We start from the raw sequence: 21,657 nt of genomic DNA on the forward strand, positions 1-21,657 counted from the left end.
TTTAAACTTTATTTTCTACTCTGTTTCTTACTTTAGTATGATAGAACACGTTTGGTTTTGTTCCGATCTCTTCAAGTAAATAATATCTTCTGTTATTAGAATACAATTCTCTCACTTTAGATTCTTTGTCATTCATGTCTCCAAACTGGATAGATCCTGTAGTACAAGCTTTTGCACATGCAGTCTGGAATTCTCCGTCTTTTACCACTCTGTTCTCTTTTTTAGCTTCAAGAATAGTAGTTTGAGTCATTTGGATACACATTGAACATTTCTCCATCACCCCTCTTGTTCTTGTAACAACATCAGGATTAAGTACCATTCTTCCAAGATCGTTATTCATATTGAAATCGAACTTGTCATTTAAGTTATATGTAAACCAGTTGAAACGTCTTACTTTGTATGGGCAGTTGTTTGCACAATATCTTGTACCGATACATCTGTTGTAAGCCATGTGGTTTTGACCTTGCTTACCGTGTGAAGTAGCCGCAACCGGACATACAGTTTCACAAGGAGCGTGGTTACAGTGCTGACACATTACCGGCTGGAAAATCACATCAGGACTTTCGTTTGGCTGAATTAAAATATCATATAACTGAGGAACATTTAATCCTCTTTCAACACCTTCTTTAGTTTCGATTGTTTCTTTAGCAGAATAGTAACGGTCGATCCTCAACCAATACATATCTCTGGACATTCTGATCTCTTCTTTACCTACAACAGGAACGTTGTTCTCTGCCTGGCAAGCAATGATACATGATCCACAACCTGTACAAGAGTTTAGATCGATTGATAAGTTAAAGTGAGGCCCGTCTGTATCATCGAATGCATCCCAAAGGTCAATTTTACCCGCCGGAAGTGCACCGCTGATTGTGTGATATTCCAAAGGCTTGTTCCAACCGTGCTGCTCGTCATCGAATGCTACATTTAAATATTCCGTTAAAGGAACTTCTTTAGCAATTTCATAACGCCCCATTAAGGTATTTTGAAGCTGAATACCTGCAAACTCGTGGCTTTCACCTGTTTTTTCTATCTTAACGTTAGAAACAGTAAGGTTTGATCCGTCAAATAGAGGATAAGCATTTACACCTGTATCTGCTGTTGCTCCTGAATCTTTTTTACCATAACCAAGCGCAAGACCTACTGATCCGTCTGCCTGACCCGGCTGAATAAATACAGGAACATTTTCTATTGTTACTCCGTTTACAGTAAGGTTTACGATAGAACCGTCCAACTGCATTCTTGCATTCAGATCATTTTCTATTTCTAATCTTTCTGCATCTTTTGGAGAAATCGTCAAATAATTATCCCAAGACATTCTTGTCAACGGATCCGGTAATTCCTGCAGCCAAGGGTTGTTTGCCTGCGTTCCGTCTCCGATTGAAGTCTTTGTATATAAAACTAATTCTAAATCTGCAGGCTTAAAGTTTCCTAGTTCAGCAACAGCTTGTGCAGCGTTTCCGCCTGCATAAGATAATGTTGTCGCATCAGTGGAAGCAATAACACCATTATATAAAGCTTTGTTGAATGAAGTTCCTCCAAGCAGAGAAGCTGAATTCGCTTTTAAGTAATCGTAATAATTGTTTGCAGCATTGTTTTTACCGTTTTTCCAAACCAATAAAGACTCTTCAATCTGTCTTGATTTGTAGATCTTTTGGATCGTTGGCTGCATTAATGTATAAACTCCCGACTGAGGCTGCATGTCACCCCAAGATTCTAGCCAGTTTGCTACAGGAATCACAGCTTTCGCTGCTTTATACATTTCGTTTTTCTTATCTGTAACTGCAATTACATAAGGAACTTTAGCTAAAGATTTTTTGAAATCCTGACCTTTGTGATAAGAATAAATAGGATCTACGTTGTTGGTAATTAATACTCCAACTTGCCCTGCATTTACCCATCCTAAAAATTCCTGGAATCTTGCTTTGTCAAACTCTTTCAGGAAGTTTGCTTTACCAGTGAAAGCTACTGAACCTAATTTTTGGTTGACTAAGTGAGCTAAAACCTGTGCGCCTTTAGAGCCGTCAGCGAAAACAACAGCTTTGCTGCCTTTTGTGGATAATTCTTTAGCAATCTCGTTAGCTAATTTATCTGAAGAGCCACCTCCAACGATTGCGTTGTAAACTTCAACCAAAGTTTTGTTTACTGCGCTTGGCTTTAATCTGTATCTTGAATCTGCATTAGCACCAGTTAATGACATGTTTGATTCCACCTGAATGTGTCTCAACATGTTCGTTCCCGGCTTTCTTGCAGCAGCGTAAGAAGATTCTAAACTTGCTGCGTTGTATTCTCCTAAGAAATCTGCCTGGAATCCCACTACCAACTCAGAACCCTTAAGGTCATAAACAGGTAATGCTCTCTGTCCGAATACTTCCTGTGCGGCATCTAAAGCAGCAGCGTAAGGAATCGCATCATAAGTTACCAACTCAGCGGCAGGATATTTTACTTTAAATTCTGCAAATAGTTTTTTGAATGTAGGTGAAGCAAAAGAGTGAGACAATACGACAATTCTCTTACCTGAAGCCTGAGCTTCATTTAATCCTTTGATTACAAAATCATCTACTTTATCGAAAGTTTCGTTTTTTCCTTCAAGTTTAGGCTGTTTTACTTTGTCGTTATCATAAAGAGAAAGTACACTTGCCTGAGCTCTTGCATTAGTTTTACCTAAATCTCCGGCTGCCGGATTCGGATCAATTTTGATTGGTCTTCCTTCTCTGGTTTTTACTAAAACACTTGCGAAATCGTAACCGTCAAAATATGTTGAAGCGTAATAATTCGGAACCCCCGGAATAATATCATGCGGCTTTACCACATAAGGAATTGTTTTGATTACCGGAGCCTCACAAGCTGCTAAAGTAACTGCTGCAGTAGAGAATCCCAATAACTTTAAGAAATCTCTTCTTGTTGTACTAGCATCACTTTTTTCTGCATTTCCTAAGAAATCTTCTACCGGAATTTCTTCTTGGAACTCTTTAAGTGCCAACTTACCATTCAAAGCTGGGTCTTTAAGTTCGTGAATACTTCTAAATTGTATTTTGTTTGAAGCCATTTTATACTTCTAATTTTTTAGTTATTAATAATGACATTTACCACACTCAAGACCTCCAATCGCATCTACCGTAATCTTACCGCCATCTTGAGGGTATTGCTTTTTAAGCTTTTCGTGTAGATTTTTGAAGTATTCTTTATTATAACCGTTGTTCATATCAACTTCAGTAGTTCTGTGACATTCGATACACCATCCCATAGTGAAGTCGTTTGCCATTTGTACCACATTCATTGTATCAATTTTTCCGTGACATGCTTTACATACAACATCAATTTTGTTGTCAGGATTCTTTTTATTGAAAGAATTGATAATCGCCTGCTCACCTGCTACTACGTGCTGAGAGTGGTTGAAGTAAACGAAATCCGGCATATTGTGGATTCTTGTCCATTCTACAGGGGTTGTTTTTCCTGTGTATTGTTGTTTTTCAGGATCCCAACCTGTTGCGGCATATATTTTTTGGATTTCTCCGTCATAGAATGCTTTGTCTTTTCCTGGCTCAAGATATTTACCGTTGTATTCGGAGATTGTTCTGTGACAGTTCATACAAACGTTCATAGAAGGAATTTCAGAAACCTTACCATATTTTGCACTTGAGTGACACAATTGACAATCGATTTTTTGTTCTCCAGCGTGGATTTTGTGAGAGAAATAAATAGGCTGTTCAGGCTTATATCCTTTGTAAACACCGATCCACATGATCCAGTTCCAGACTCCATACATCGCTAAAATAGCTAGAACGGCTAATAATCCTTTACCAATGTAGTGATATTTTTCATAGATTTCACTGAAAGATTTTACTCTTGACTCATTAAGTCCGGCTAAATCTTCTGATTGTCCCAATTTAACCAGCTGTCTTAGTTTGATTAAGATCCAAACTAAAAGACCTGCAATAGCTAAAAGTGAAATAATAACAATATTTGTAGTTGTTTTGTCTGCTGGTGCGTTTGCGGCGGCATCTGTAGCTGTTGCAGCGGCAGGATCAGCAGCCGGCTCTGGTGCCGGAGGATTAGTTGTATAAGCTAAAATGTCGTCAACATCCTTATCTGTAAGATTTGGAAAGACCTGCATTTCAGTCTTGTTGAATTTTTCAAAAATTTCATTGGCATATTTATCACCAGAAGCTCTGAGAGATTTGTTATCCTTGATCCACTTGTGCAGCCAATCTGTATCTAGTCCTTGCTCAGTTTTAAGTCTGTCTACCACACCTCCCAGCGCAGGCCCGATAACTTGTTTATCCAAAGCGTGACATGCCGTACAATTTGCCTTAAAAAGTTTTTCGCCATTTTTAGGATCGCCATCTTGCCCGTAAATTGAAGCACTTGTCGATAACAATAAACCTATTGCAATCAGCCCTTTTTTGTAATGCTTTCTCCAACTAATCATTTAAATTATCTTATGTTAGTAAATATTGAAACTGTAATCAATTCCGCAAAAATAATATTTTTAACAGGAATTTAACGGCATAAGCAAAAGGGAAAATGTCATTTCCGTTTAATTTGTAATTATTCTAAATAACTATGGTTGCTATATTTTTTAAATATTATAAATTTGCAGAAACAAGTTTAAATGAGAAATTTCATTAAAATATTTTCGCTGTTTTCTTTCTTAGGATTTTATACTGTTGAAGCCCAACAGGTTGTAAAGAAAGATACCTTGTCCGGGACTGAACTTATCATGACGATGGATTCCCGTGTGAATGATGCAATGGCCAATCTGGAAGAGAAATGTGCAAGAGTGGCTGTAAATAATTCATCGGATAATGAAGAAGCACCAACAAGGCCTGCCAAAATTTATGTTCCCAGCAGAGAATTGACCAATGCTGAGATTTGTAGGAAAAATCCTAGAATTTTAGGATATAAAATTCAGATTACAACGGTGAAAAGCAATGATGAAGCGAATGAAGTGAAAGCTTATTTCAGAAAAAGATTCCCAAATCTGAAAGTTGAAACAGATGCTTCTTTAAGACCGAATTATAAAATTCTTGCCGGAAGTTATTTTACGAAACAAAGTGCTTCCGCGGATCTTTCGAGAGTGAGAGAATATTTCAAATCTGCAATTGCGATACAGTACAGAATTTTCTGTGCAGAAGCAAAATAAAGATTTTATATAAATAAAAAGTGCTGAGAAAAAAATAAATTCTCAGCACTTTTTTTATTGGTAATATTGATTTAAAAAGCTAAAAAAATCAATCATTCTATGATAATTATTGAGCAGCAAATAGACGCACAAAATGCCGATTACCAATAAAAGAAAAGACATTTTTTTTGGAGAATTTTTATAGGCAAAAAACAGCCAGCCAAGCATAAAAGGATACACAAAAATAAAGTGTCCGCCGTAGATGTAAGAAGTGTGAAGCCCAAATCTGAAGATGCAATGAATCAAAATGTCAACAAAAAAAGAAAGCATTAATACCTGTATAAGCCTGTTTTTAAAGTTCTTGAAATAACTCCAAAGAATTAAGATCAAAATTATTCCGATAAAAACATAAGGAAATAAAGACGAATAAACTTCCATGAAAACCGCCTTAAAATAAAACCCTTTCATATTGTGTTTTTCACGAATGAAAAAACTCGGAAAAAGGATATTTCCGCCGAAAAAGTAAGAGTAAATCATGTCCCAAATCGGAGTCGATTTTACATTGGAAAATTTTTCATATTGCTGGCCGGATTTTGAAAGAATATTTTGGTATTTAAAATCAATTCTGTTTAAATATAAAAGAATAAAAACCACACACGAAAGGGCAACCCTAAACACAGCATTTCCAAATTTTTTCCAGCTTTTAAACAAGTTTTTTTCGAAAATTACAGGTATAAAGACCTTCACAATGTTGGTCACCGTAAGTCCGCCAATTGTAATTGCGCCCAAAACAAGAGCCGAACCGGCAATTTTACCGTCTTTTTTGAATTTAATTGCTGTGTAATAATTAAATAAAATCAACAAAAATAAAGTATAAGTATAGGTTTCAGGAGTGAATGAAAGCAGAATGTTTGTCGAAAAAATACTGAAAAAGAAAACAATTAATAAACTTATCATCAAAGGTAAATTGACGATATTTTTTAGATATTTAAAAACCTGAACCAAACTTAAGCTGATTATTATATTGCTCATCCATGCCAGAATCAGGCGAAAATTCACATCAGTTTTACCATTTGTAAATAACAAAGCAAATTCTCTGATCCAATTGAAAAAATAATAAGAAAGCGGATGTCTTTCAAAGCTTCCTCCGGTCATTACGATTGCCTTATTGTCAAAGCTAAAATAAGCGTCCCAGGGAATTCTGCTGTCAAAAATAATTCTGTAATTAATAGCAATGTACGAGCCTAAAATACCGTAAGCCACAAGGAAAAATATAAAAATTCCCAATTCAATAAAGGTTGATGGAAAAACTATTTTAAAAAAGTTTATAAATTTTGATTTTATAGACACGGTTTAATTTTCTGCAAAAATAAAATAAAAAACTCACCGAAATCCGGTGAGTTTATAATAATTGGTAAGAATAAATTTTAATCCTTAATTATTTTTTCGGTAGACGTGCTTCCGTCTTCAAATTCGATATTCATTAAATAGGTTCCTTTTGGAAGAGATGACATATTTACTTTTTTCGAATCCGTTTTTAAAACTGATTTACCCGAAAAATCAACTATTGTAGAAGATTTTATCTTTTTATCAGTTTTAATGGTGATTTCTCCTTTCGTCGGGTTTGGATAAATGCTTGTTGTTTTTGATTTTGATGCTTCAGCAGTTGCAAGCGTTGCTGATCCCGTCACCACAACATCATCAAGTGATAAACTGTCAGCATCGGTCGCTACATAGCGGAATCTTATCTTTACGTTAGTTTGCCCAACATAAGGGGTTAAGTTTACTGTGATATTTAAAGTTTCATAGTCTGTATAAAGACCGTAATTTTCCTCAACCCATACTTGAGTCCAGGTGGATCCATTGGTAGAAACTTCAACTTTCAGGTCACCGTTTGGATTTGGGGCCACCATGTATTCATATCCTATTTTTGCCTTAAATGTCAGTGAAGCAGACGCAAAACCTGCAAGACTAAAACTAGGGCTAGTTAAATGAGCGTCATTTGCTCCTGCGATCCAGCCAATACCTGCTGATTTTCCTCCGGTAATATTAAATGTTGTTTGCCCGGCAGTATTGAAAATTACAGTGGTAAACCCCCATGGTCTGGTTGGTTGTGTAGTACCAGTCGTCCATCCTGAAGGAGGAAATACTGTTCCTTGAAATGTTTCTGTTAAAACCTGAGCTTTTGAAAAGAAAGCCGACAATAATAAAATCAAAAATAGTTTTGTTTTCATAACATTAAATTTATTGTAATTATGTAACTAAATTATAATTATTTTATTAATTACGCAACAATAAATTAATATTATGAGCTACATGATAACATCGAACATCCTGAAACGTCGTCATAGCCTGAAGGTCTTCTCACTGAAAACTCAGGAAAAACTTCTTCATAAGGGTTTTCCAATGCTTTTGTCAGTTTTTCAAGCATATCTTTTTTTTCGTTGTTGATTTCTTCAATGCATTCAAAAAGGAGATAATTTCTAAGTAGGAATTTAGGATTTGTTTTTTTCATTAAAGCTAAAGATTCACCTTTTGAAATTGTGTTTTTTTCAAGTCGCAACTTATATTTAGCTATAAAATCTTCAAGCTTTTTTAGTTTTGTTTCATCTAAAAAACCGTATGAAATTTCCTGAAAATCTTTCTTTACATCAGATATGTTGTCCAATTTTTCCAATAAATTAAAAAACAAAGTATAATCAAACTGAAGTTCCTGCATAAGCCCTTGCCAGTTTGTGAAAAGTTCTTCATCTGTTTGCTGCATTTTATCAAAACCAAATTTTTTGCAAAGCATTTTATCATGAGCTTCCCAAAAATAATTTCCGTAGCTGTTTAAAGTTTCTTCAAGGAACTTTTCATCTTTTATTAAAGGAAAAAGTGCATTGGCGAGCTGCCAAAGATTCCATTGCGAGATTTGTCCCTGCTTTCCGAAAGCATATCGTCTTCCGGGTAAATCTGTTGTGTTTGGAGTGAAATTAAGATCATACTCATCCATCATAGAAAATGGGCCATAATCAATAGTCAAACTAAGAATCGACATATTATCGGTATTCATCACGCCGTGTACGAAACCTACTCTGAACCATTCAACCATTAAATCTGCCGTTTTAGTACAAACTTCTTGGAAGAAATCCTTATATTTTTGTTCACCTTCGGAAGTGATGTTTTGAAAATAATTTTTAATAGTAAAATCTGTAAGCTTTTGTAAGGTTCCGATTTCTTTTTGGGCAGACATCAATTCGAAATGACCGAATCGCAAAAAACTTTCTGCTGTTCTTATGATTACGGCGCCTTTTTCTTCCTGAGGATTTCCGCTGTACATCATATCACGAACTACTTTTTCACCTGTAAAGCATAAACTTAAGCCTCTTGTTGTCGGAATTCCTAAATGATGCATGGCCTCGCTCATCAGATATTCGCGAACCGATGATCTTAAAACTGCTCTTCCGTCTGCATGTCTTGAATATGGTGTTGCGCCAGCGCCTTTCCACTGGATTTCTGTTTTTTCACCTTTTTCGTTGGCGATTTCTCCCGCCAAAATTGCTCTTCCATCACCCAACTGTCCCGCCCAGTTTCCAAACTGATGTCCTGCATAGGCTGTGGCATAAGTCTTTATATTTTCAGGTAAATTATTTCCGACAAGAAAATCAATATCTTTTTCTTCAAGTTGGCCTAAACCTATTTCTTCGGAATGTTTTTCGTTAAAAACAATTAATTCCGGATGATCAAATCCAACCGGATCAATGGTAGCAAACAGAACTTTTGGAGTTGCTCTCTGAACAGGGTTTCTGGAAAGATCTCCCGGAAAAATTTCTATAAAAGGCTGTGTAATATTCTTAAGATTCATAATATTCAAATATATTAAAACAAAGCAAAAAAAAGGCCTTTCAATCATTGAAAGGCCTTATGATTATGATAAGAATTTTTATTTATTAAAATCTATATCTTCGCTTGTATTGAGGTTTTCGTTTACATTTTCTTCTTTTTTGCCAGGATTCTTTTGTGTTGGCTCTACAGGTCTTGGATTTTTAATTTCATCAATAGTCTGAAGTCCGCCATCATCACCATATCCGCCTCTGAGTCCTTGCAAATTGGTACATCCGTCTTTCCAGTCGGTAGGTTTTATAAATTTATCGTCAGGAGAAATTTTCAGGCTTTTGTCTGCCCAAACTTTTTTCATAAAAATAGCCCAAATTGGTAATGCCATTTTTGCACCTTGTCCTTCGCCCGTTCCGTAGAAGTGAGTCGCTCTGTCTTCCCAGCCAACCCATGTTCCGGTAGCCAATTTTGGAGTGATCCCCATAAACCAACCGTCTGAGTTGTTCTGCGTTGTTCCTGTTTTACCGGCAATTTCTATATCTTTTGAAACACCTTTTCTTCCAAGTTCACCCGAAGCTGTTCCGTATTGGGCAACACCTTTCATCAGTTCGATCATGGTGTAAGCGTAGTTTGGATTCATTACTTCTTTTGGCTCTGCATTTACTTCTTTGATTACCCTTCCGTTTGCATCTTCAATTCTCCAGATCATTTCGGGTTTATTGTAATTACCATAATTAGCAAAAGTACTGTAAGCACCCAACATTTCGTAAATCGTAATATCTGATGTACCTAAAGCCATTGGCAAACTGGTAGAAATTTCTTCTGTAACACCCAAATCTCGTGCAGTCTGAATAACACTTTTCGTACCTGCCATCTCAGCAAGGCGAAGCGCCACAGGGTTTTGAGAATGTGCTAAAGCGTCTTTTAAAGTAAGCATACCGCCTCTTCCGGGAACATGATAACTTCCTTTGTTGAAGCTCGCATTTGAAATCGTGGAACATGGTGTTAAACCTAATTTCATAATAGCTGTTGCATATACAAAAGGCTTAAATGTTGAACCAACCTGTCTTTTTCCTTGCTTGATATGATCATATTGGAAATGCTGCCAGTTGATCCCGCCAACCCAAGCTTTGATTTCTCCTGTTCCGGGAACCATAGACATTAAGCCGGCTTGTGCAATTTGTTTGTGATATCTGATAGAATCCCAAGGAGACATTTCCACCTCTTCTTCTCCGTTCCAAGTAAAACGGGACATTTTTATAGGCTTCTTGAATTCCATTATTATAGAATCTTGAGACACGCCGGCTCTTTCAAGCTGTTTATAGCGGCCTGTTCTTTTTACGGCCTGCATCATAATGTTATTTACCTGCTTATCATCAATATAATAGAATGGTCTGTTTTTTCTACCTCGCTGTTCATTATCAAATCTTTTCTGAAGATCTGTTAAATGTTCTTTAATAGATTCCTCGGCATATTTTTGCATTTTAGAATCTAAGGTTACGAATATTTTAAGGCCGTCTTTATAAAGGTTCATTTTTTTACCTGTTTCTTTTTCGTAATCAACAAGATACTTGTCAATTTCTTTTTTCAGGTAAAATTTGTAATAAGCAGAATAATCATCATTAATGTTTTTAATAGGATGATAGTCAATTGATATTTCTGTTGAAACTGCCTTATCATAAGTCGTCTGGTCGATATATCCTGTCTTTAACATTTGTTCCAAAACAACATCTCTTCTGAGTTTAGCCCTTTCACTATTTCTCATCGGATTATTTTTAACGGGATTTTCGAGCATCGCTACAAACATGGCAGCCTCCGGAAGCGTAAGTTCTTTGGTTGTTTTGTTAAAATATATTTTTGATGCCATTTCTATACCGTTGGCGTTGTATAGAAAATCAAACTTGTTGAAATATAATGTTATTATTTCTTCTTTTGTGTATCTTCTTTCCAAACTTACTGCAACTACCCATTCCTTAAGCTTTTGAAAGGCTCTTTGTACTTTATTCTGAGATGCTCCGCCGGTAAATAATAATTTGGCAAGCTGTTGGGTAATGGTAGAACCACCACCTCTTTTACCTCCATAAGCTACTGCTCTTACAACGGATTGCAAATCGATACCGGAATGTTCCTTAAAACGCTCATCTTCTTTTGCCTGGAGGGCATAGATCAAATAAGGAGGAAGGTCTTTGTATTCAATTGGCTGGGTTTTTTCTTTCTCGAATTTGCCCAAAATTACTCCGTCAGAAGAGATGATTTCTGAGGCCACAAAAATATCAGGGTTTTCAAGCTCTTTCACATCGGGCATTTCACCAAGAAAGCCTTGGGAAACAGCGAAGAAAAGAGATGAAATTCCTAAAACTACAGCGATAAGGCCAATCCAGATAAATTTCACCCACTTTTTCCATGAGTTATTTTTTTTAGGAGGAAGAGGAAAAGTTTTCCCGCGATTTCCTGTATTTTTTTTATTTTCTTCCATGTGTATAATTACGGTTTTGCCGTTTCTACTTTTATACCTATATCTTCAATTCCCGGAAGGTTTTCGTTTCTCATTGCCTGCATGACGCCAACTTCATAGGTTCCTTTTTCCGGAAATTTATAATTTGTTTTATATTGAAATAAAGTTTCCTTCACCTCGCCAAAACCTGTTCCAAGCCATTCTCCATTCGGTTTTGCAAGAATGTAGTTCAGCGTGTCAACCTGAGAGATTTTGCTTTTCGGGTTTTTAAAATTAACAATAAATCTGATATTGCTGTAAGGATATTCATTATTATTCCGTACAACAAATATAATATTTTTAGGATTTTGAGGATCCGTAATTTCAAGTTTAAATTTTTGTTCGGTTTTCTTATTCCATTTATTATCAATAGGATTCATGATCACATCTTCGCCTGAAGTGCTGCATCCGAATAAAAAAATAAACATTAATAAACCTAAAACTTTATGCATCGTTGTCTTTTTTGGGCGGAAATTTCTTTTTAAATTTCTTTTTTGGAGGTTGTGGTTTCTGCTCAGGATTTACATTAGCCTCAGTTTTTTCTAACTGAACCTTTGGCTGTTGCTGCTTTGGCGGACGCTGGTTTGGGTTCTGATTAGGCTTTGCATTCGGGTTTGTATTTCTTGGTCTGTCAGAATTTGCCGGCCTTTCAGTTGCTGGGCGATCAGTTTTTTGAGGTCTGTCACTTCTGTCATTCCTTTCCGGACGATCTTTTCTCGGTCCCTGATTCTGATTTTGATTTCTGTTTTTGTTGAAACCTCCTCTGCCTTTCTTTTCAAATCTATCAACATTGTTCTCCTGAATAAGATCTACACTTGGCAAAGCGATATCCGGCACCTTCAAATCTTCAAGCGGAAGTATTCTTTCGCCTTTTTTGTTTTGTGTAATTAGTTTTTTAACTAAATCGATATCAAAATCATACCAAGCCATTGAACTATCAACGTAAGCAAACCACATTTTCTTTTTGAAAACATCGATTTTTATACAAAAAGCTCTTCCTTTTTCCGTGTCCAACATTGTAGATGAAGAAGGGAAATGACTTAACGCATCCAAATAACTGTCTAATTCATAGTTCAAACAGCATTTCAGTTTTCCGCATTGTCCCGCTAACTTCTGAGGATTGATGCTTAATTGCTGGTATCTTGCTACATTCGTGTTTACCGACCTGAAATCTGTCAACCATGTCGAACAGCACAATTCTCTTCCGCACGAGCCAATCCCACCGATTTTTGCGGCTTCCTGTCTGAAACCGATCTGCTTCATATCGATTTTCGTCCTGAAAGTTCCTGCAAATTCTTTTATTAACAGTCTGAAATCCACTCGGTTATCAGCGGTGTAATAAAAAGTAATTTTTGAGGCATCGCCCTGATATTCCACGTCTGTGATCTTCATTTCAAGACCAATTCTGTGAGATATTTTTCGGGCTTCAATTTTTACGCTTTCTTCTTTTTTTCGGGCTTCCTGCCAGACTTCTATGTCCTTTTGGTTGGCCAATCTGTATATTTTGAATGATCCTTCATCTGAAAACTTTTTCTTTTTCATCTGAATTTTCACTAATTCTCCGGTGAGACTTACCACACCTACATCGTGTCCGGGGCTAGATTCTACTGTTACTACGCTACCTATATGTAAAGGAATATTGTTTACATTTTTATAAAATGATTTTCTGTCATTTTTAAACCTAACTTCCACAAAATCACACCTGTTGGGTGCAGGATTCTGAACGTTAGATAACCAATCGAAAACACTTAATTTATAACTATTACCACAGGTATTTACACTTTCACAACCATTCGCGGATTTCGTTCCGCAAGAATGTGCAGAATCGCCGGATGTTTTGCATCCACAACTCATATTATAATTTATTTAATCTTGCAAATTTATTGATTTTTATCTTTATATAATTCCAAAAATAGGAAATATTAATTTCCTCAAATGTTTAACATTAAACAAAAATCTGAAATATTAATTGTTTTTCCCTTAATTGGTTTATAAATAGCTACTTAATCAGCCGTTTTTCTAAAGTGCTATTTTAAACATAATTTTCTTTTAAGGTAATGTTTAAAATATTAAGAATTATTAACAAGTGTATTTAAAATAATTTTATATTTGACTTATATAATAATAGTCTATGAAAAAAATATTAGTATCAACTGCTTTGTTGGCTGGGGTTTTATCTTATGCGGGAGGCTTTAGGGTTTCGTTGCAAGGGGTAAAGCAATTGGCAATGGCACATACCAGTGCTCATGCTGAAGATGCGAGTGTTGCATTCTTTAACCCGGCAGGTATGTCATTCATTCCTTCAAAATTGAGTATCGTTGCAGGAGGTTTTGGAGCGAGTAATAAAGTTACTTTTCAGAATTTAAATACTTTACAGAGTACAGAAACAGATAATCCTATAGGAACGCCTATTTATGCTGCCGTAGCTTATAAGCCTATCGATAAATTATCAATAGGTTTTAGTTTTTCCACACCTTTCGGAAGTACAATTCAGTATCCTTACGATTGGGAAGGAAGAGAAATGGTGCAAAAATTAGAATTAAAAAGTTTTTATTTCCAACCCATGGTTTCTGTGAAAATGTCAGATTGGCTGTCTTTCGGGGCAAGTTATATTTATGCTAAAGGAAAAGTAAACTGGGATAAAGCAGTAACCCAATTTGGAGGAACTGTAAATATTAATGACGAAAAAGCAAGTGGTCATGGCTTTGGTTTTGGTTTCTATTTCAGACCGGATGAAAAGCTTGATGTAAGTATTGCATACCGTTCGGCTGTTGATATGAAAGCAAAAGAGGGAACAGCGACTTTCAAATTTCCGGCGCAGAATACAATCAACGGTTTATTGGGTTTAAATGCAGCAGGACAAGACGGCTTTACTGCTACTTTACCGCTTGTTGAAGAATATACGATTGGTTTGACCTACAAAGTAACTCCAAAATGGTTAATCTCTGCGGACTTTAATTATCATGGTTGGGAAAGATACAGCCAGCTGACATTGGATTTTGAGAATGCTCCAATCGGAAATCAGGCTGATCCTACCGTGCTTGTTGCGCCTAAAAACTTTAAAAACTCGAAAACATTCAGATTGGGAACTCAATATATGTTCAGCAATATGGTGTTTGGACGTTTAGGAGCTTATTATGATGAATCTCCTTATGATGATGAAAACTTTATCCCTGAAACGCCTTCTTTCGATTCTTTTGTACTTACGGGAGGTTTAGGATTTAAATTTAAGCAATTCGGAGTTGATGTTGCCGGTGGATATGTTATGCCGCAAAGCAGAGATGTGAAAAACGATTACCTTGGCTTTTACGGACAAGCAAAAGCAAAAGCGTTTTACTTTGGTTTAGGTTTATCTTACAATCCTTTTTAATTTGAAATTATGAAAAAAATAATAATATCTACACTTGCTGTTTCGGCGTTGTTTTTCACAACAAGCTGCGAAACAGATTTTGATACAGACGTACAGGACATTGCCGTAACCAAGGGTGAAGCAGATTTTACTAAATATGTTGCTCTAGGTAATTCTTTAACTTCAGGTTACAGAGATGGGGCTCTTTACTTAGACGGACAGAATGAATCTTTTCCAAGTATGATCGCAATGCAGATGAAACTTGCAGGAGGAGGAGAGTTTAAACAACCTTTAATGCCAAATAATACAGGAGGATTTATTGGATTGCCTGGTTTCCCAGGGAAACTTAACTTAACTATGGTAAATGGTTCTTTATCTCCCGTACCTTCAGCTCCTGCTGCTGCTTTAGATAATGTTGTTTCCGGAGGCCCATACCAAAACATGGGAGTTCCGGGTGCTAAAGTTTCACATTTGTTGGCTCCGGGTTATGGGAATCAAGCTGGACTTCCGATAGGTCTTGCAAACCCATACTTTGTAAGATTTGCTTCTTCAACTACTGCATCTGTTGTAGGTGACGCCTTAGCTCAAAATCCAACTTTTGTTTCATTATGGATTGGAAATAATGACGTTTTAGGATATGCAACAAGTGGTGGAGATGGAAGCAATCCTATCACTCCTGTTGATGGAGCTGTGGGCGTAGGGTTTACAAATACTTATACAGCTTTAGTTGGTACAATATTTCCTGCTGGTACCACAAGAAAAGGTGTTGTTGCAAATATTCCAAATGTTACCAGTGTCCCTTTCTTTACAAGGGTGCCATCTATGCCGCTCGCAAACCTTACAAACGCACAAGTTACTCAGTTAAGTAGTGCTTATGCATCATATAATGCAGGATTGGCTCAGGCAAAATCCTTAGGAGCGATCAATGATGCGGAATATCAGAAAAGATTAATCAAATTCACGGCTGGAGCTGTTGCCAATGGAGCTGTAATATCAGATAAGGATTTAACAGCGGTACCGGGGCTTCCGAAACTTAGACAGACTACTGCAAAAGATTATATATTATTAACGGCAAGTGCTGTTCTTACGACAGGTGGAGGAACTTCAAGTCCTTTGGAAGACAAGTTGGTACTTACAGAAGCCGAGGCGGCTAAAGTATTAACAGCTACAGCGGCATATAATACTACAATTAAATCTCTGGCAGAATCGAAAGGTCTTGCTTTTGTTGATATGAATGCGAAAATGGTTGAATTAAATTCTAAATCAGGAATTTCATGGAATGGAGTGAAATATACAGCCACATTTGTAACAGGCGGTACTTTCTCTTTAGACGGAGTTCACCTTACAGGAAGGGGTTACGCAATTGTTGCCAATGAATTTATCAAAGCAATAAACATGAAATATAAATCTACATTGCCTCAGGTAGATCCAAATAAATATTCAGGGGTTACATTCCCATAAAAAGGGAGAAAAATAAAAAAAAGAAACCACAAGACTTATTCTTGTGGTTTTTTTTTAAATTTGCAAATCTTTTAAAAAGTAAAAATGGCCGATCAGTTAAGTTATCTATTTTCTACAAGGACGAGTAAGGACCTAGCAGAAAAAATTGCCCAGTATTATGGGAAAGAATTAGGGAAAATCAACTTTCAGGAGTTCAGTGACGGGGAATTTGAACCTGTTTTGGACGAATCTGTAAGAGGAGGAAGGGTTTTCCTAATCGGATCTACATTTCCACCGGCGGATAATCTTTTAGAACTTCTTCTAATGATTGACGCTGCGAAAAGAGCTTCTGCGAAAAGCATTACTGTTGTACTTCCTTACTTTGGACTTGCAAGACAAGACAGAAAAGACAAGCCAAGAGCACCTATTGGGGCAAAATTGGTGGCAAATCTTTTAACTGCTGCCGGAGCAACGAGAATTATGACGATGGATCTGCATGCGGATCAGATTCAGGGATTCTTCGAAATTCCTGTGGATCATTTGTATGCCTCTACAATTTTTGTAGATTATATCAAAAATCTTAATCTGGATAATCTTACGATTGCTTCTCCGGATATGGGAGGTGCAAAAAGAGCAAAAAACTATGCTGGTCACATTGGAGCCGACGTAGTAATTGCTTATAAAGAAAGAAAAAAAGCAAACGTTGTAGAAGAAATGTTCCTTATTGGAGATGTTGAAGGTAAAAACGTAATTCTTATCGATGACATGATTGATACTGCAGGAACGCTTTGCAAAGCTGCAGATATCCTGATGGAAAAAGGAGCAAAATCTGTAAGAGCAATGGCGACTCACGGAGTACTTTCAGGAAAGGCTTATGACAATATTGAGAGCTCACAATTGCTGGAAGTTATTGTAACTGACTCAATTCCTGTAAAAAATGGCTTGTCATCTAAAATAAAAGTGCTATCTTGCGCCCCATTATTTGCTGACGTTATGAAGATGGTACACGAGCATCAGTCAATTAGCAGTAAGTTTGTTATCTAATTGATAATTAATGTTTTGCAAATTAAAATCTAAAATTTTTTTAAATTATTTATAAATGAAATCAATTACAATTCAAGGTACAAAAAGAGAAAGCGTGGGCAAAAAGTCGACAAAAGCTTTACGTGATGCTGAATTAGTTCCTTGTGTTGTTTACGGAGGTGGCGAGCCATTGAACTTCTCTGCAGCAGAGAAAGCTTTCAAAGGTTTGGTATATACTCCTGAAGCACACACGGTATCTATTGAGGTTGACGGGCAGGTAATTCCTGCGGTTCTTCAGGATATTCAGTTCCACCCGATTACAGACAAAATTCTTCACGCAGATTTCTATCAACTATCTGATGATAAGCCAGTTGTTATGGAGGTTCCGGTAAGAGTTACAGGTCGTTCTAAAGGTGTTGTAGCTGGTGGTGTTTTACGTCAGTCTTTCAGAAAGTTGAAAGTAAAAGCTATTCCTGCAAACTTGCCGGATGAGATCGTAGTAGATATTACTTCTCTTAAAATTGGTAACAAACTTTATGTTGGAGGTATCAAAACTGAAGGTTATTCTTTCGTACATCCAGACAATGCAGTTGTAGTAGCTGTTAAAATGTCTAGAAATGCTGCGAAAGGTGGTGCAACGGCTGATGATGACGATGAAGAAGAAGTTGTAGCTGAAGGAGGAGCTCCTGCAACTGAAGAAGCAGCAGCTGAATAAGAAATTTTCTTAATCACAATATAAAACCTGTCAATTTATTTGGCAGGTTTTTGTTTTTTAGATTAAATCTATCATGTTTTTAGGTCCAATTCTTTTCGGAAAAAAGGCGTAAATTTGAGGCGTTCTAAATAAAGGAGCTTTAAATAAAAATTTTAATAAATGTTTGACATTCAAGAAATAAGAAGTCAGTTTTCTATATTAAATCAGGAAGTGAACGGTAAGCCATTGGTTTACTTAGACAATGCAGCGACATCCCAGAAGCCAAATTCGGTTTTAGAAGTTTGGAATCAATATTATACAGAGCTTAATGCTAATGTTCACCGTGGAATTCATACTTTAAGTCAGTTGGCTACCGAAGAAATGGAGCTTTCAAGAAGAAAAATCCAAAAATTTATTAATGCAAAGTATGATTTTGAAGTGATCTTCACAAAAGGAACAACGGAAGGAATAAACCTCATCTCTTATATTTTAACTCAGAAATTAAAAAAAGATGATGAGATTATCATTTCTTATTTGGAGCATCATTCGAATATCGTTCCGTGGCAATTGCTTTGCGAAAGAACCGGAGCAAAACTTCGTGTAATTCCGATTGATGAAAACGGAATTCTTCAACTAGATTATTTGGATCAGTTTTTAAACGAAAAAACGAAGGTTGTATCTGTAAATCACGTTTCAAATGCTTTGGGAATTGTAAATCCGATTGAAGAAATTATTGCTAAAACAAGAAAAAACTCAAACGCCTATATTGTCATTGACGGAGCTCAGTCGGCACCGCATTTTAAAATTGACGTTCAGGCTTTGGATTGCGATTTCTTTGTATTTTCAGGCCATAAAATGTATGCTCCGATGGGAACCGGCATTTTATACGGAAAGCAGGAAATTCTTGAAGAATTGCCACCTTTTCACGGCGGAGGAGAAATGATTGCAACTTGTTCTTTTGACGGAACTACTTATGCGGCCTTGCCTTTTAAATATGAAGCAGGAACGCCCAATGTTGGTGGAAATATAGCTTTAGGCGCAGCAGTTGATTTTATAGAAAAAGTTGGTCATTCAACGATACAGAATCACGAAAATAAATTACTTGATTACGCTCAAAAACAGCTTTTGGAAATAGAAGGTTTGAAAGTGTATGGCGAAAAAGCAAACAGAACAGGCGTAGTTTCTTTCAATCTGGAAGGCATCGGTATTTCTTCGGATGTGGGAATGATTCTCGATAAGATGGGTATTGCGGTAAGAACAGGACATCATTGTACGCAACCAATCATGGATTTCTTCGCGATTGCCGGAACCGTTCGTGCAAGTTTTGCAGTTTATAATACGTTTGAAGAAATTGATTTGTTGGTGGAAGGTGTGAAAAAAGCACAAAGAATGTTGGCGTAAGTAATTGAATTGTAATAATATTTGTTACATTATAGATTTTAGCAATATTTCAGATTGTATTTTTACGCTATTTTTTCTGTTTGTTTGAATTAATTTTGTCCGGTTAAATTTAATTTTATGGAATTAATAGAAAAATTAAACTGGAGATTTGCAACAAAAGCAATGAATGGGGAAAAAGTTCCTCAGGAAAAAATAGATAAAATATTGGAAGCTGCAAGATTAGCGCCTACTTCAAGCGGTTTGCAGCCTTTTGAGATCATCGTGATTACCAATCAGGAAGTGAAAGAACAGCTCAAGCCTCACGCATGGAATCAGCCACAGATTACCGATTGCTCGCATCTTTTGGTTTTTGCCGCTTGGGACAATTATACGGCAGAAAGAATCAACAATATGTTTGATCTGACCAACGAAATTCGTGGTTTTAAAAATGAAGGCTGGGAAAACTACAGACAGCAGCTTTTAGGAATGTATCCTCTAAGGCCGGCGGAAGAAAATTTCAATCATGCAGCAAAGCAGGCTTATATTTCTTTCAGTGCAGCAATTATTGCGGCAGCTTTTGAAGGTGTAGATTCTACACCAATGGAAGGCTTTTCTCCGGAAGAAGTAGACAAGATTCTAAACCTAAAAGAAAAAGGCCTGAAAAGTGTTCTTCTCTTACCTTTAGGCTACAGAAATCCAGAAAATGATTGGCTTGTAAACCTTACAAAAGTAAGAAAATCAAAAGAAAATTTCATTACAGAGATTAATTAAGAACTTAATTTTTTCTTCATAAAAAATCCCTTTCAGTTTTTATTGAAAGGGATTTTATTTTTAAAAGCTTTTCAGCTTAGAATATTAATTATTCGGTTTCCAATCCACAACCGCTCGGATAAATGCTTCCGCATTTTCCAAAGGAATATTAGGTAAAATTCCGTGTCCTAAATTGGCAATATATCTGTCTTTTCCGAAACGGTTGATCATTTCATTCACCATTTTCTTGATCGTTTCCGGAGTTGAATGCAATCTTGCAGGATCAAAATTCCCTTGAAGAGTCATTGTGTGATTAGTCAAAGTTCTGGCCAATTCGGGCTTGATCGTCCAATCAACACCTAAAGCTGAAACCGGCGACATGGTCATTTCTTCCAAAGCAAACCAGCAGCCTTTTCCAAAAACGACAACGTGTGTCAACGGACTTAAAGCTTCAACAATCTGATTGATATATTTCCAGGAAAATTCCTGATAATCTGCCGGAGAAAGCATTCCGCCCCAAGAATCGAAAACCTGAACAGCAGAAACTCCTTTTTCTACTTTTCTTTTAAGATAAGCAATTGTAGTATCTGTAATTTTTTGAAGCAATAAATGCGCAGCTTCAGGCTGTTGGAAACAAAACGATTTGGCGATATCAAAAGCTTTACTTCCTTTTCCTTCCACGCAATAGCACAGAATCGTCCAAGGCGAACCTGCAAAGCCGATCAATGGAATTTCATTGTCTAGTTTATGCAATGTCAGTTCGATGGCGTCAAATACGTACCCTAAAGTATCATTCACATCAGGAACGACCACATTCTGCACTTCTTCCATGGTTCTGATCGGATTGTCCAGCCAAGGGCCAACATTTTCCTTCATCTTAAAATCGATTCCCATCGCTTGAGGAACCACCAAAATATCTGAAAAAAGAATTGCGGCGTCCAAAGGATATCTTCTGATCGGCTGTACGGTGATTTCGGAAGCCAACTCGGGAGTCTGGCATCTTGTGAAAAAGTCGTATTTATCGCGAAGAGCAATGAATTCCGGTAAGTATCTGCCGGCCTGTCTCATCATCCACACCGGAGGCCTTTCTACGGTTTCGCCGCGAAGTGCTTTTAAATAGAGGTCGTTTTTTATCATAATTTATTTAAACTAATATTGCCATCATTTTCTTTGCTGACAACAAGTATTTTTACTGGCTTTATCGTGTAAGAGTTTTCTGCACCTTCACTTACAGAATAGGTGATCACTACATTGTCTTTTTCTTTTGTGATGTCTTTTACAACAATATCAGTGGTTTTTGTCGTTGGTTTTGTTATTAAAACAATCACGTAATCTTTTGAAAAGTCAATGTTTGTGGGAGTTCCGTTTTCTCCCATTCTGGCTGCGGCGCCAAAGAATTTGTCAAAATCTTCCTGCGATTCTATTTTGATAAAATCGTTGCCGTTGTCTTCAGCATCATTTTTAAGAAAATAATTTTTCGCTTCAGAATAAGGAATGGCTGAGTTTTTACTTTCTTTTTGCTCTGCACATGAGAGAGCTAATGTAAACGCTAATAATAATCCTGCTAATTTTTTCATTTCTTTATG

At 36.6% G+C, this 21,657-nt stretch carries 17 protein-coding genes; 7 read left to right on the forward strand and 10 right to left on the reverse strand.

Annotated elements, in window-relative coordinates; translation table 11 throughout:
* Position 1: 1 nt before the first annotated feature.
* Both AC6CHK_RS02210 and AC6CHK_RS02215 read right to left on the reverse strand, forming a co-directional pair.
* On the reverse strand, positions 2 to 3,046 hold the full coding sequence (locus AC6CHK_RS02210; protein WP_498093129.1) for a TAT-variant-translocated molybdopterin oxidoreductase: 3,045 nt from the start codon (positions 3,044 to 3,046) through the stop codon (positions 2 to 4).
* Between the two features lie 24 nt (positions 3,047 to 3,070).
* Positions 3,071 to 4,429, reverse strand: a complete 1,359-nt coding sequence (locus AC6CHK_RS02215) for a c-type cytochrome (protein ID WP_498093131.1) — start codon at positions 4,427 to 4,429, stop codon at positions 3,071 to 3,073.
* 183 nt (positions 4,430 to 4,612) lie between these two features.
* On the opposite strand from AC6CHK_RS02215, the gene AC6CHK_RS02220 reads away from it, so the two are divergent.
* Positions 4,613 to 5,143, forward strand: coding sequence for an SPOR domain-containing protein (locus AC6CHK_RS02220; protein ID WP_498093132.1), 531 nt, complete (start codon positions 4,613 to 4,615; stop codon positions 5,141 to 5,143).
* Positions 5,144 to 5,197: 54 nt separating this feature from the next.
* On the opposite strand, the gene AC6CHK_RS02225 is transcribed toward AC6CHK_RS02220, so the two are convergent.
* From AC6CHK_RS02225 to AC6CHK_RS02250, 6 genes are all read right to left on the reverse strand, one after another.
* On the reverse strand, positions 5,198 to 6,472 hold the full coding sequence (locus AC6CHK_RS02225) for a DUF6080 domain-containing protein (RefSeq protein WP_498093134.1): 1,275 nt from the start codon (positions 6,470 to 6,472) through the stop codon (positions 5,198 to 5,200).
* Positions 6,473 to 6,549: 77 nt separating this feature from the next.
* Complete coding sequence (locus AC6CHK_RS02230; RefSeq protein ID WP_498093136.1) at positions 6,550 to 7,356, reverse strand: T9SS type A sorting domain-containing protein; 807 nt, start codon at positions 7,354 to 7,356, stop codon at positions 6,550 to 6,552.
* Between the two features lie 71 nt (positions 7,357 to 7,427).
* The gene (locus tag AC6CHK_RS02235) at positions 7,428 to 8,969 is read right to left on the reverse strand and encodes a protein adenylyltransferase SelO (protein ID WP_498093138.1); all 1,542 of its coding nucleotides are present in this window, start codon (positions 8,967 to 8,969) and stop codon (positions 7,428 to 7,430) included.
* Between the two features lie 78 nt (positions 8,970 to 9,047).
* On the reverse strand, positions 9,048 to 11,417 hold the full coding sequence (locus AC6CHK_RS02240) for a transglycosylase domain-containing protein (protein WP_498093140.1): 2,370 nt from the start codon (positions 11,415 to 11,417) through the stop codon (positions 9,048 to 9,050).
* Positions 11,418 to 11,425: 8 nt separating this feature from the next.
* Positions 11,426 to 11,887 (reverse strand): gliding motility lipoprotein GldH, encoded by a 462-nt coding sequence (locus AC6CHK_RS02245; RefSeq protein WP_498093142.1) that lies wholly within the window; start codon positions 11,885 to 11,887, stop codon positions 11,426 to 11,428.
* Complete coding sequence (locus AC6CHK_RS02250) at positions 11,880 to 13,289, reverse strand: PSP1 domain-containing protein (RefSeq protein ID WP_498093144.1); 1,410 nt, start codon at positions 13,287 to 13,289, stop codon at positions 11,880 to 11,882. The genes AC6CHK_RS02245 and AC6CHK_RS02250 overlap by 8 nt, the downstream gene beginning before the upstream one ends.
* Positions 13,290 to 13,566: 277 nt before the next feature.
* Here AC6CHK_RS02250 and AC6CHK_RS02255 point away from each other — a divergent pair, with 277 nt between their 5' ends.
* The 6 genes from AC6CHK_RS02255 (at position 13,567) to AC6CHK_RS02280 (ending at position 20,092) form a co-directional block, all read left to right on the forward strand.
* Positions 13,567 to 14,805: an OmpP1/FadL family transporter gene (locus AC6CHK_RS02255; protein WP_498093146.1), complete on the forward strand. Its 1,239-nt coding sequence runs from the start codon at positions 13,567 to 13,569 to the stop codon at positions 14,803 to 14,805.
* 9 nt (positions 14,806 to 14,814) lie between these two features.
* On the forward strand, positions 14,815 to 16,245 hold the full coding sequence (locus tag AC6CHK_RS02260; RefSeq protein WP_498093147.1) for an SGNH/GDSL hydrolase family protein: 1,431 nt from the start codon (positions 14,815 to 14,817) through the stop codon (positions 16,243 to 16,245).
* Positions 16,246 to 16,329: 84 nt separating this feature from the next.
* A complete protein-coding gene (locus tag AC6CHK_RS02265) occupies positions 16,330 to 17,268 on the forward strand; it encodes a ribose-phosphate pyrophosphokinase (protein ID WP_498093149.1) in 939 nt (312 codons plus the stop codon).
* A gap of 55 nt (positions 17,269 to 17,323) precedes the next feature.
* On the forward strand, positions 17,324 to 17,962 hold the full coding sequence (locus tag AC6CHK_RS02270) for a 50S ribosomal protein L25/general stress protein Ctc (protein WP_498093151.1): 639 nt from the start codon (positions 17,324 to 17,326) through the stop codon (positions 17,960 to 17,962).
* Between the two features lie 159 nt (positions 17,963 to 18,121).
* Entirely contained in the window at positions 18,122 to 19,342 is a 1,221-nt protein-coding gene (locus tag AC6CHK_RS02275; RefSeq protein ID WP_498093153.1) for an aminotransferase class V-fold PLP-dependent enzyme, read from the forward strand.
* Between the two features lie 117 nt (positions 19,343 to 19,459).
* Positions 19,460 to 20,092 carry an NAD(P)H-dependent oxidoreductase gene (locus tag AC6CHK_RS02280; RefSeq protein ID WP_498093155.1) on the forward strand — a complete coding sequence of 211 codons (633 nt, stop codon included), beginning with the start codon at positions 19,460 to 19,462 and terminating at the stop codon, positions 20,090 to 20,092.
* Between the two features lie 84 nt (positions 20,093 to 20,176).
* On the opposite strand, the gene hemE is transcribed toward AC6CHK_RS02280, so the two are convergent.
* Both hemE and AC6CHK_RS02290 read right to left on the reverse strand, forming a co-directional pair.
* Complete coding sequence (gene hemE / locus AC6CHK_RS02285) at positions 20,177 to 21,208, reverse strand: uroporphyrinogen decarboxylase (protein ID WP_498093157.1); 1,032 nt, start codon at positions 21,206 to 21,208, stop codon at positions 20,177 to 20,179.
* On the reverse strand, positions 21,205 to 21,648 hold the full coding sequence (locus AC6CHK_RS02290) for a hypothetical protein (protein ID WP_498093159.1): 444 nt from the start codon (positions 21,646 to 21,648) through the stop codon (positions 21,205 to 21,207). The genes hemE and AC6CHK_RS02290 overlap by 4 nt, the downstream gene beginning before the upstream one ends.
* Positions 21,649 to 21,657: the final 9 nt, after the last annotated feature.

The sequence above is a fragment of the Chryseobacterium sp. GQ58 genome (assembly GCF_059758895.1).

Bases quoted from the DNA above. Each gene is read 5' to 3' on its own strand.
- AC6CHK_RS02230 (WP_498093136.1), bottom strand. From the start codon at position 7,356: ATGAAAACAAAACTATTTTTGATTTTATTATTGTCGGCTTTCTTTTCA.
- AC6CHK_RS02275 (WP_498093153.1), top strand. From the start codon at position 18,122: ATGTTTGACATTCAAGAAATAAGAAGTCAGTTTTCTATATTAAATCAG.
- AC6CHK_RS02220 (WP_498093132.1), top strand. From the start codon at position 4,613: ATGAGAAATTTCATTAAAATATTTTCGCTGTTTTCTTTCTTAGGATTT.
- AC6CHK_RS02210 (WP_498093129.1), bottom strand. From the start codon at position 3,046: ATGGCTTCAAACAAAATACAATTTAGAAGTATTCACGAACTTAAAGAC.
- AC6CHK_RS02290 (WP_498093159.1), bottom strand. From the start codon at position 21,648: ATGAAAAAATTAGCAGGATTATTATTAGCGTTTACATTAGCTCTCTCA.
- AC6CHK_RS02265 (WP_498093149.1), top strand. From the start codon at position 16,330: ATGGCCGATCAGTTAAGTTATCTATTTTCTACAAGGACGAGTAAGGAC.
- AC6CHK_RS02255 (WP_498093146.1), top strand. From the start codon at position 13,567: ATGAAAAAAATATTAGTATCAACTGCTTTGTTGGCTGGGGTTTTATCT.
- AC6CHK_RS02215 (WP_498093131.1), bottom strand. From the start codon at position 4,429: ATGATTAGTTGGAGAAAGCATTACAAAAAAGGGCTGATTGCAATAGGT.
- AC6CHK_RS02280 (WP_498093155.1), top strand. From the start codon at position 19,460: ATGGAATTAATAGAAAAATTAAACTGGAGATTTGCAACAAAAGCAATG.
- AC6CHK_RS02245 (WP_498093142.1), bottom strand. From the start codon at position 11,887: ATGCATAAAGTTTTAGGTTTATTAATGTTTATTTTTTTATTCGGATGC.
- AC6CHK_RS02235 (WP_498093138.1), bottom strand. From the start codon at position 8,969: ATGAATCTTAAGAATATTACACAGCCTTTTATAGAAATTTTTCCGGGA.
- AC6CHK_RS02240 (WP_498093140.1), bottom strand. From the start codon at position 11,417: ATGGAAGAAAATAAAAAAAATACAGGAAATCGCGGGAAAACTTTTCCT.
- AC6CHK_RS02250 (WP_498093144.1), bottom strand. From the start codon at position 13,289: ATGAGTTGTGGATGCAAAACATCCGGCGATTCTGCACATTCTTGCGGA.
- AC6CHK_RS02260 (WP_498093147.1), top strand. From the start codon at position 14,815: ATGAAAAAAATAATAATATCTACACTTGCTGTTTCGGCGTTGTTTTTC.
- AC6CHK_RS02270 (WP_498093151.1), top strand. From the start codon at position 17,324: ATGAAATCAATTACAATTCAAGGTACAAAAAGAGAAAGCGTGGGCAAA.
- hemE (WP_498093157.1), bottom strand. From the start codon at position 21,208: ATGATAAAAAACGACCTCTATTTAAAAGCACTTCGCGGCGAAACCGTA.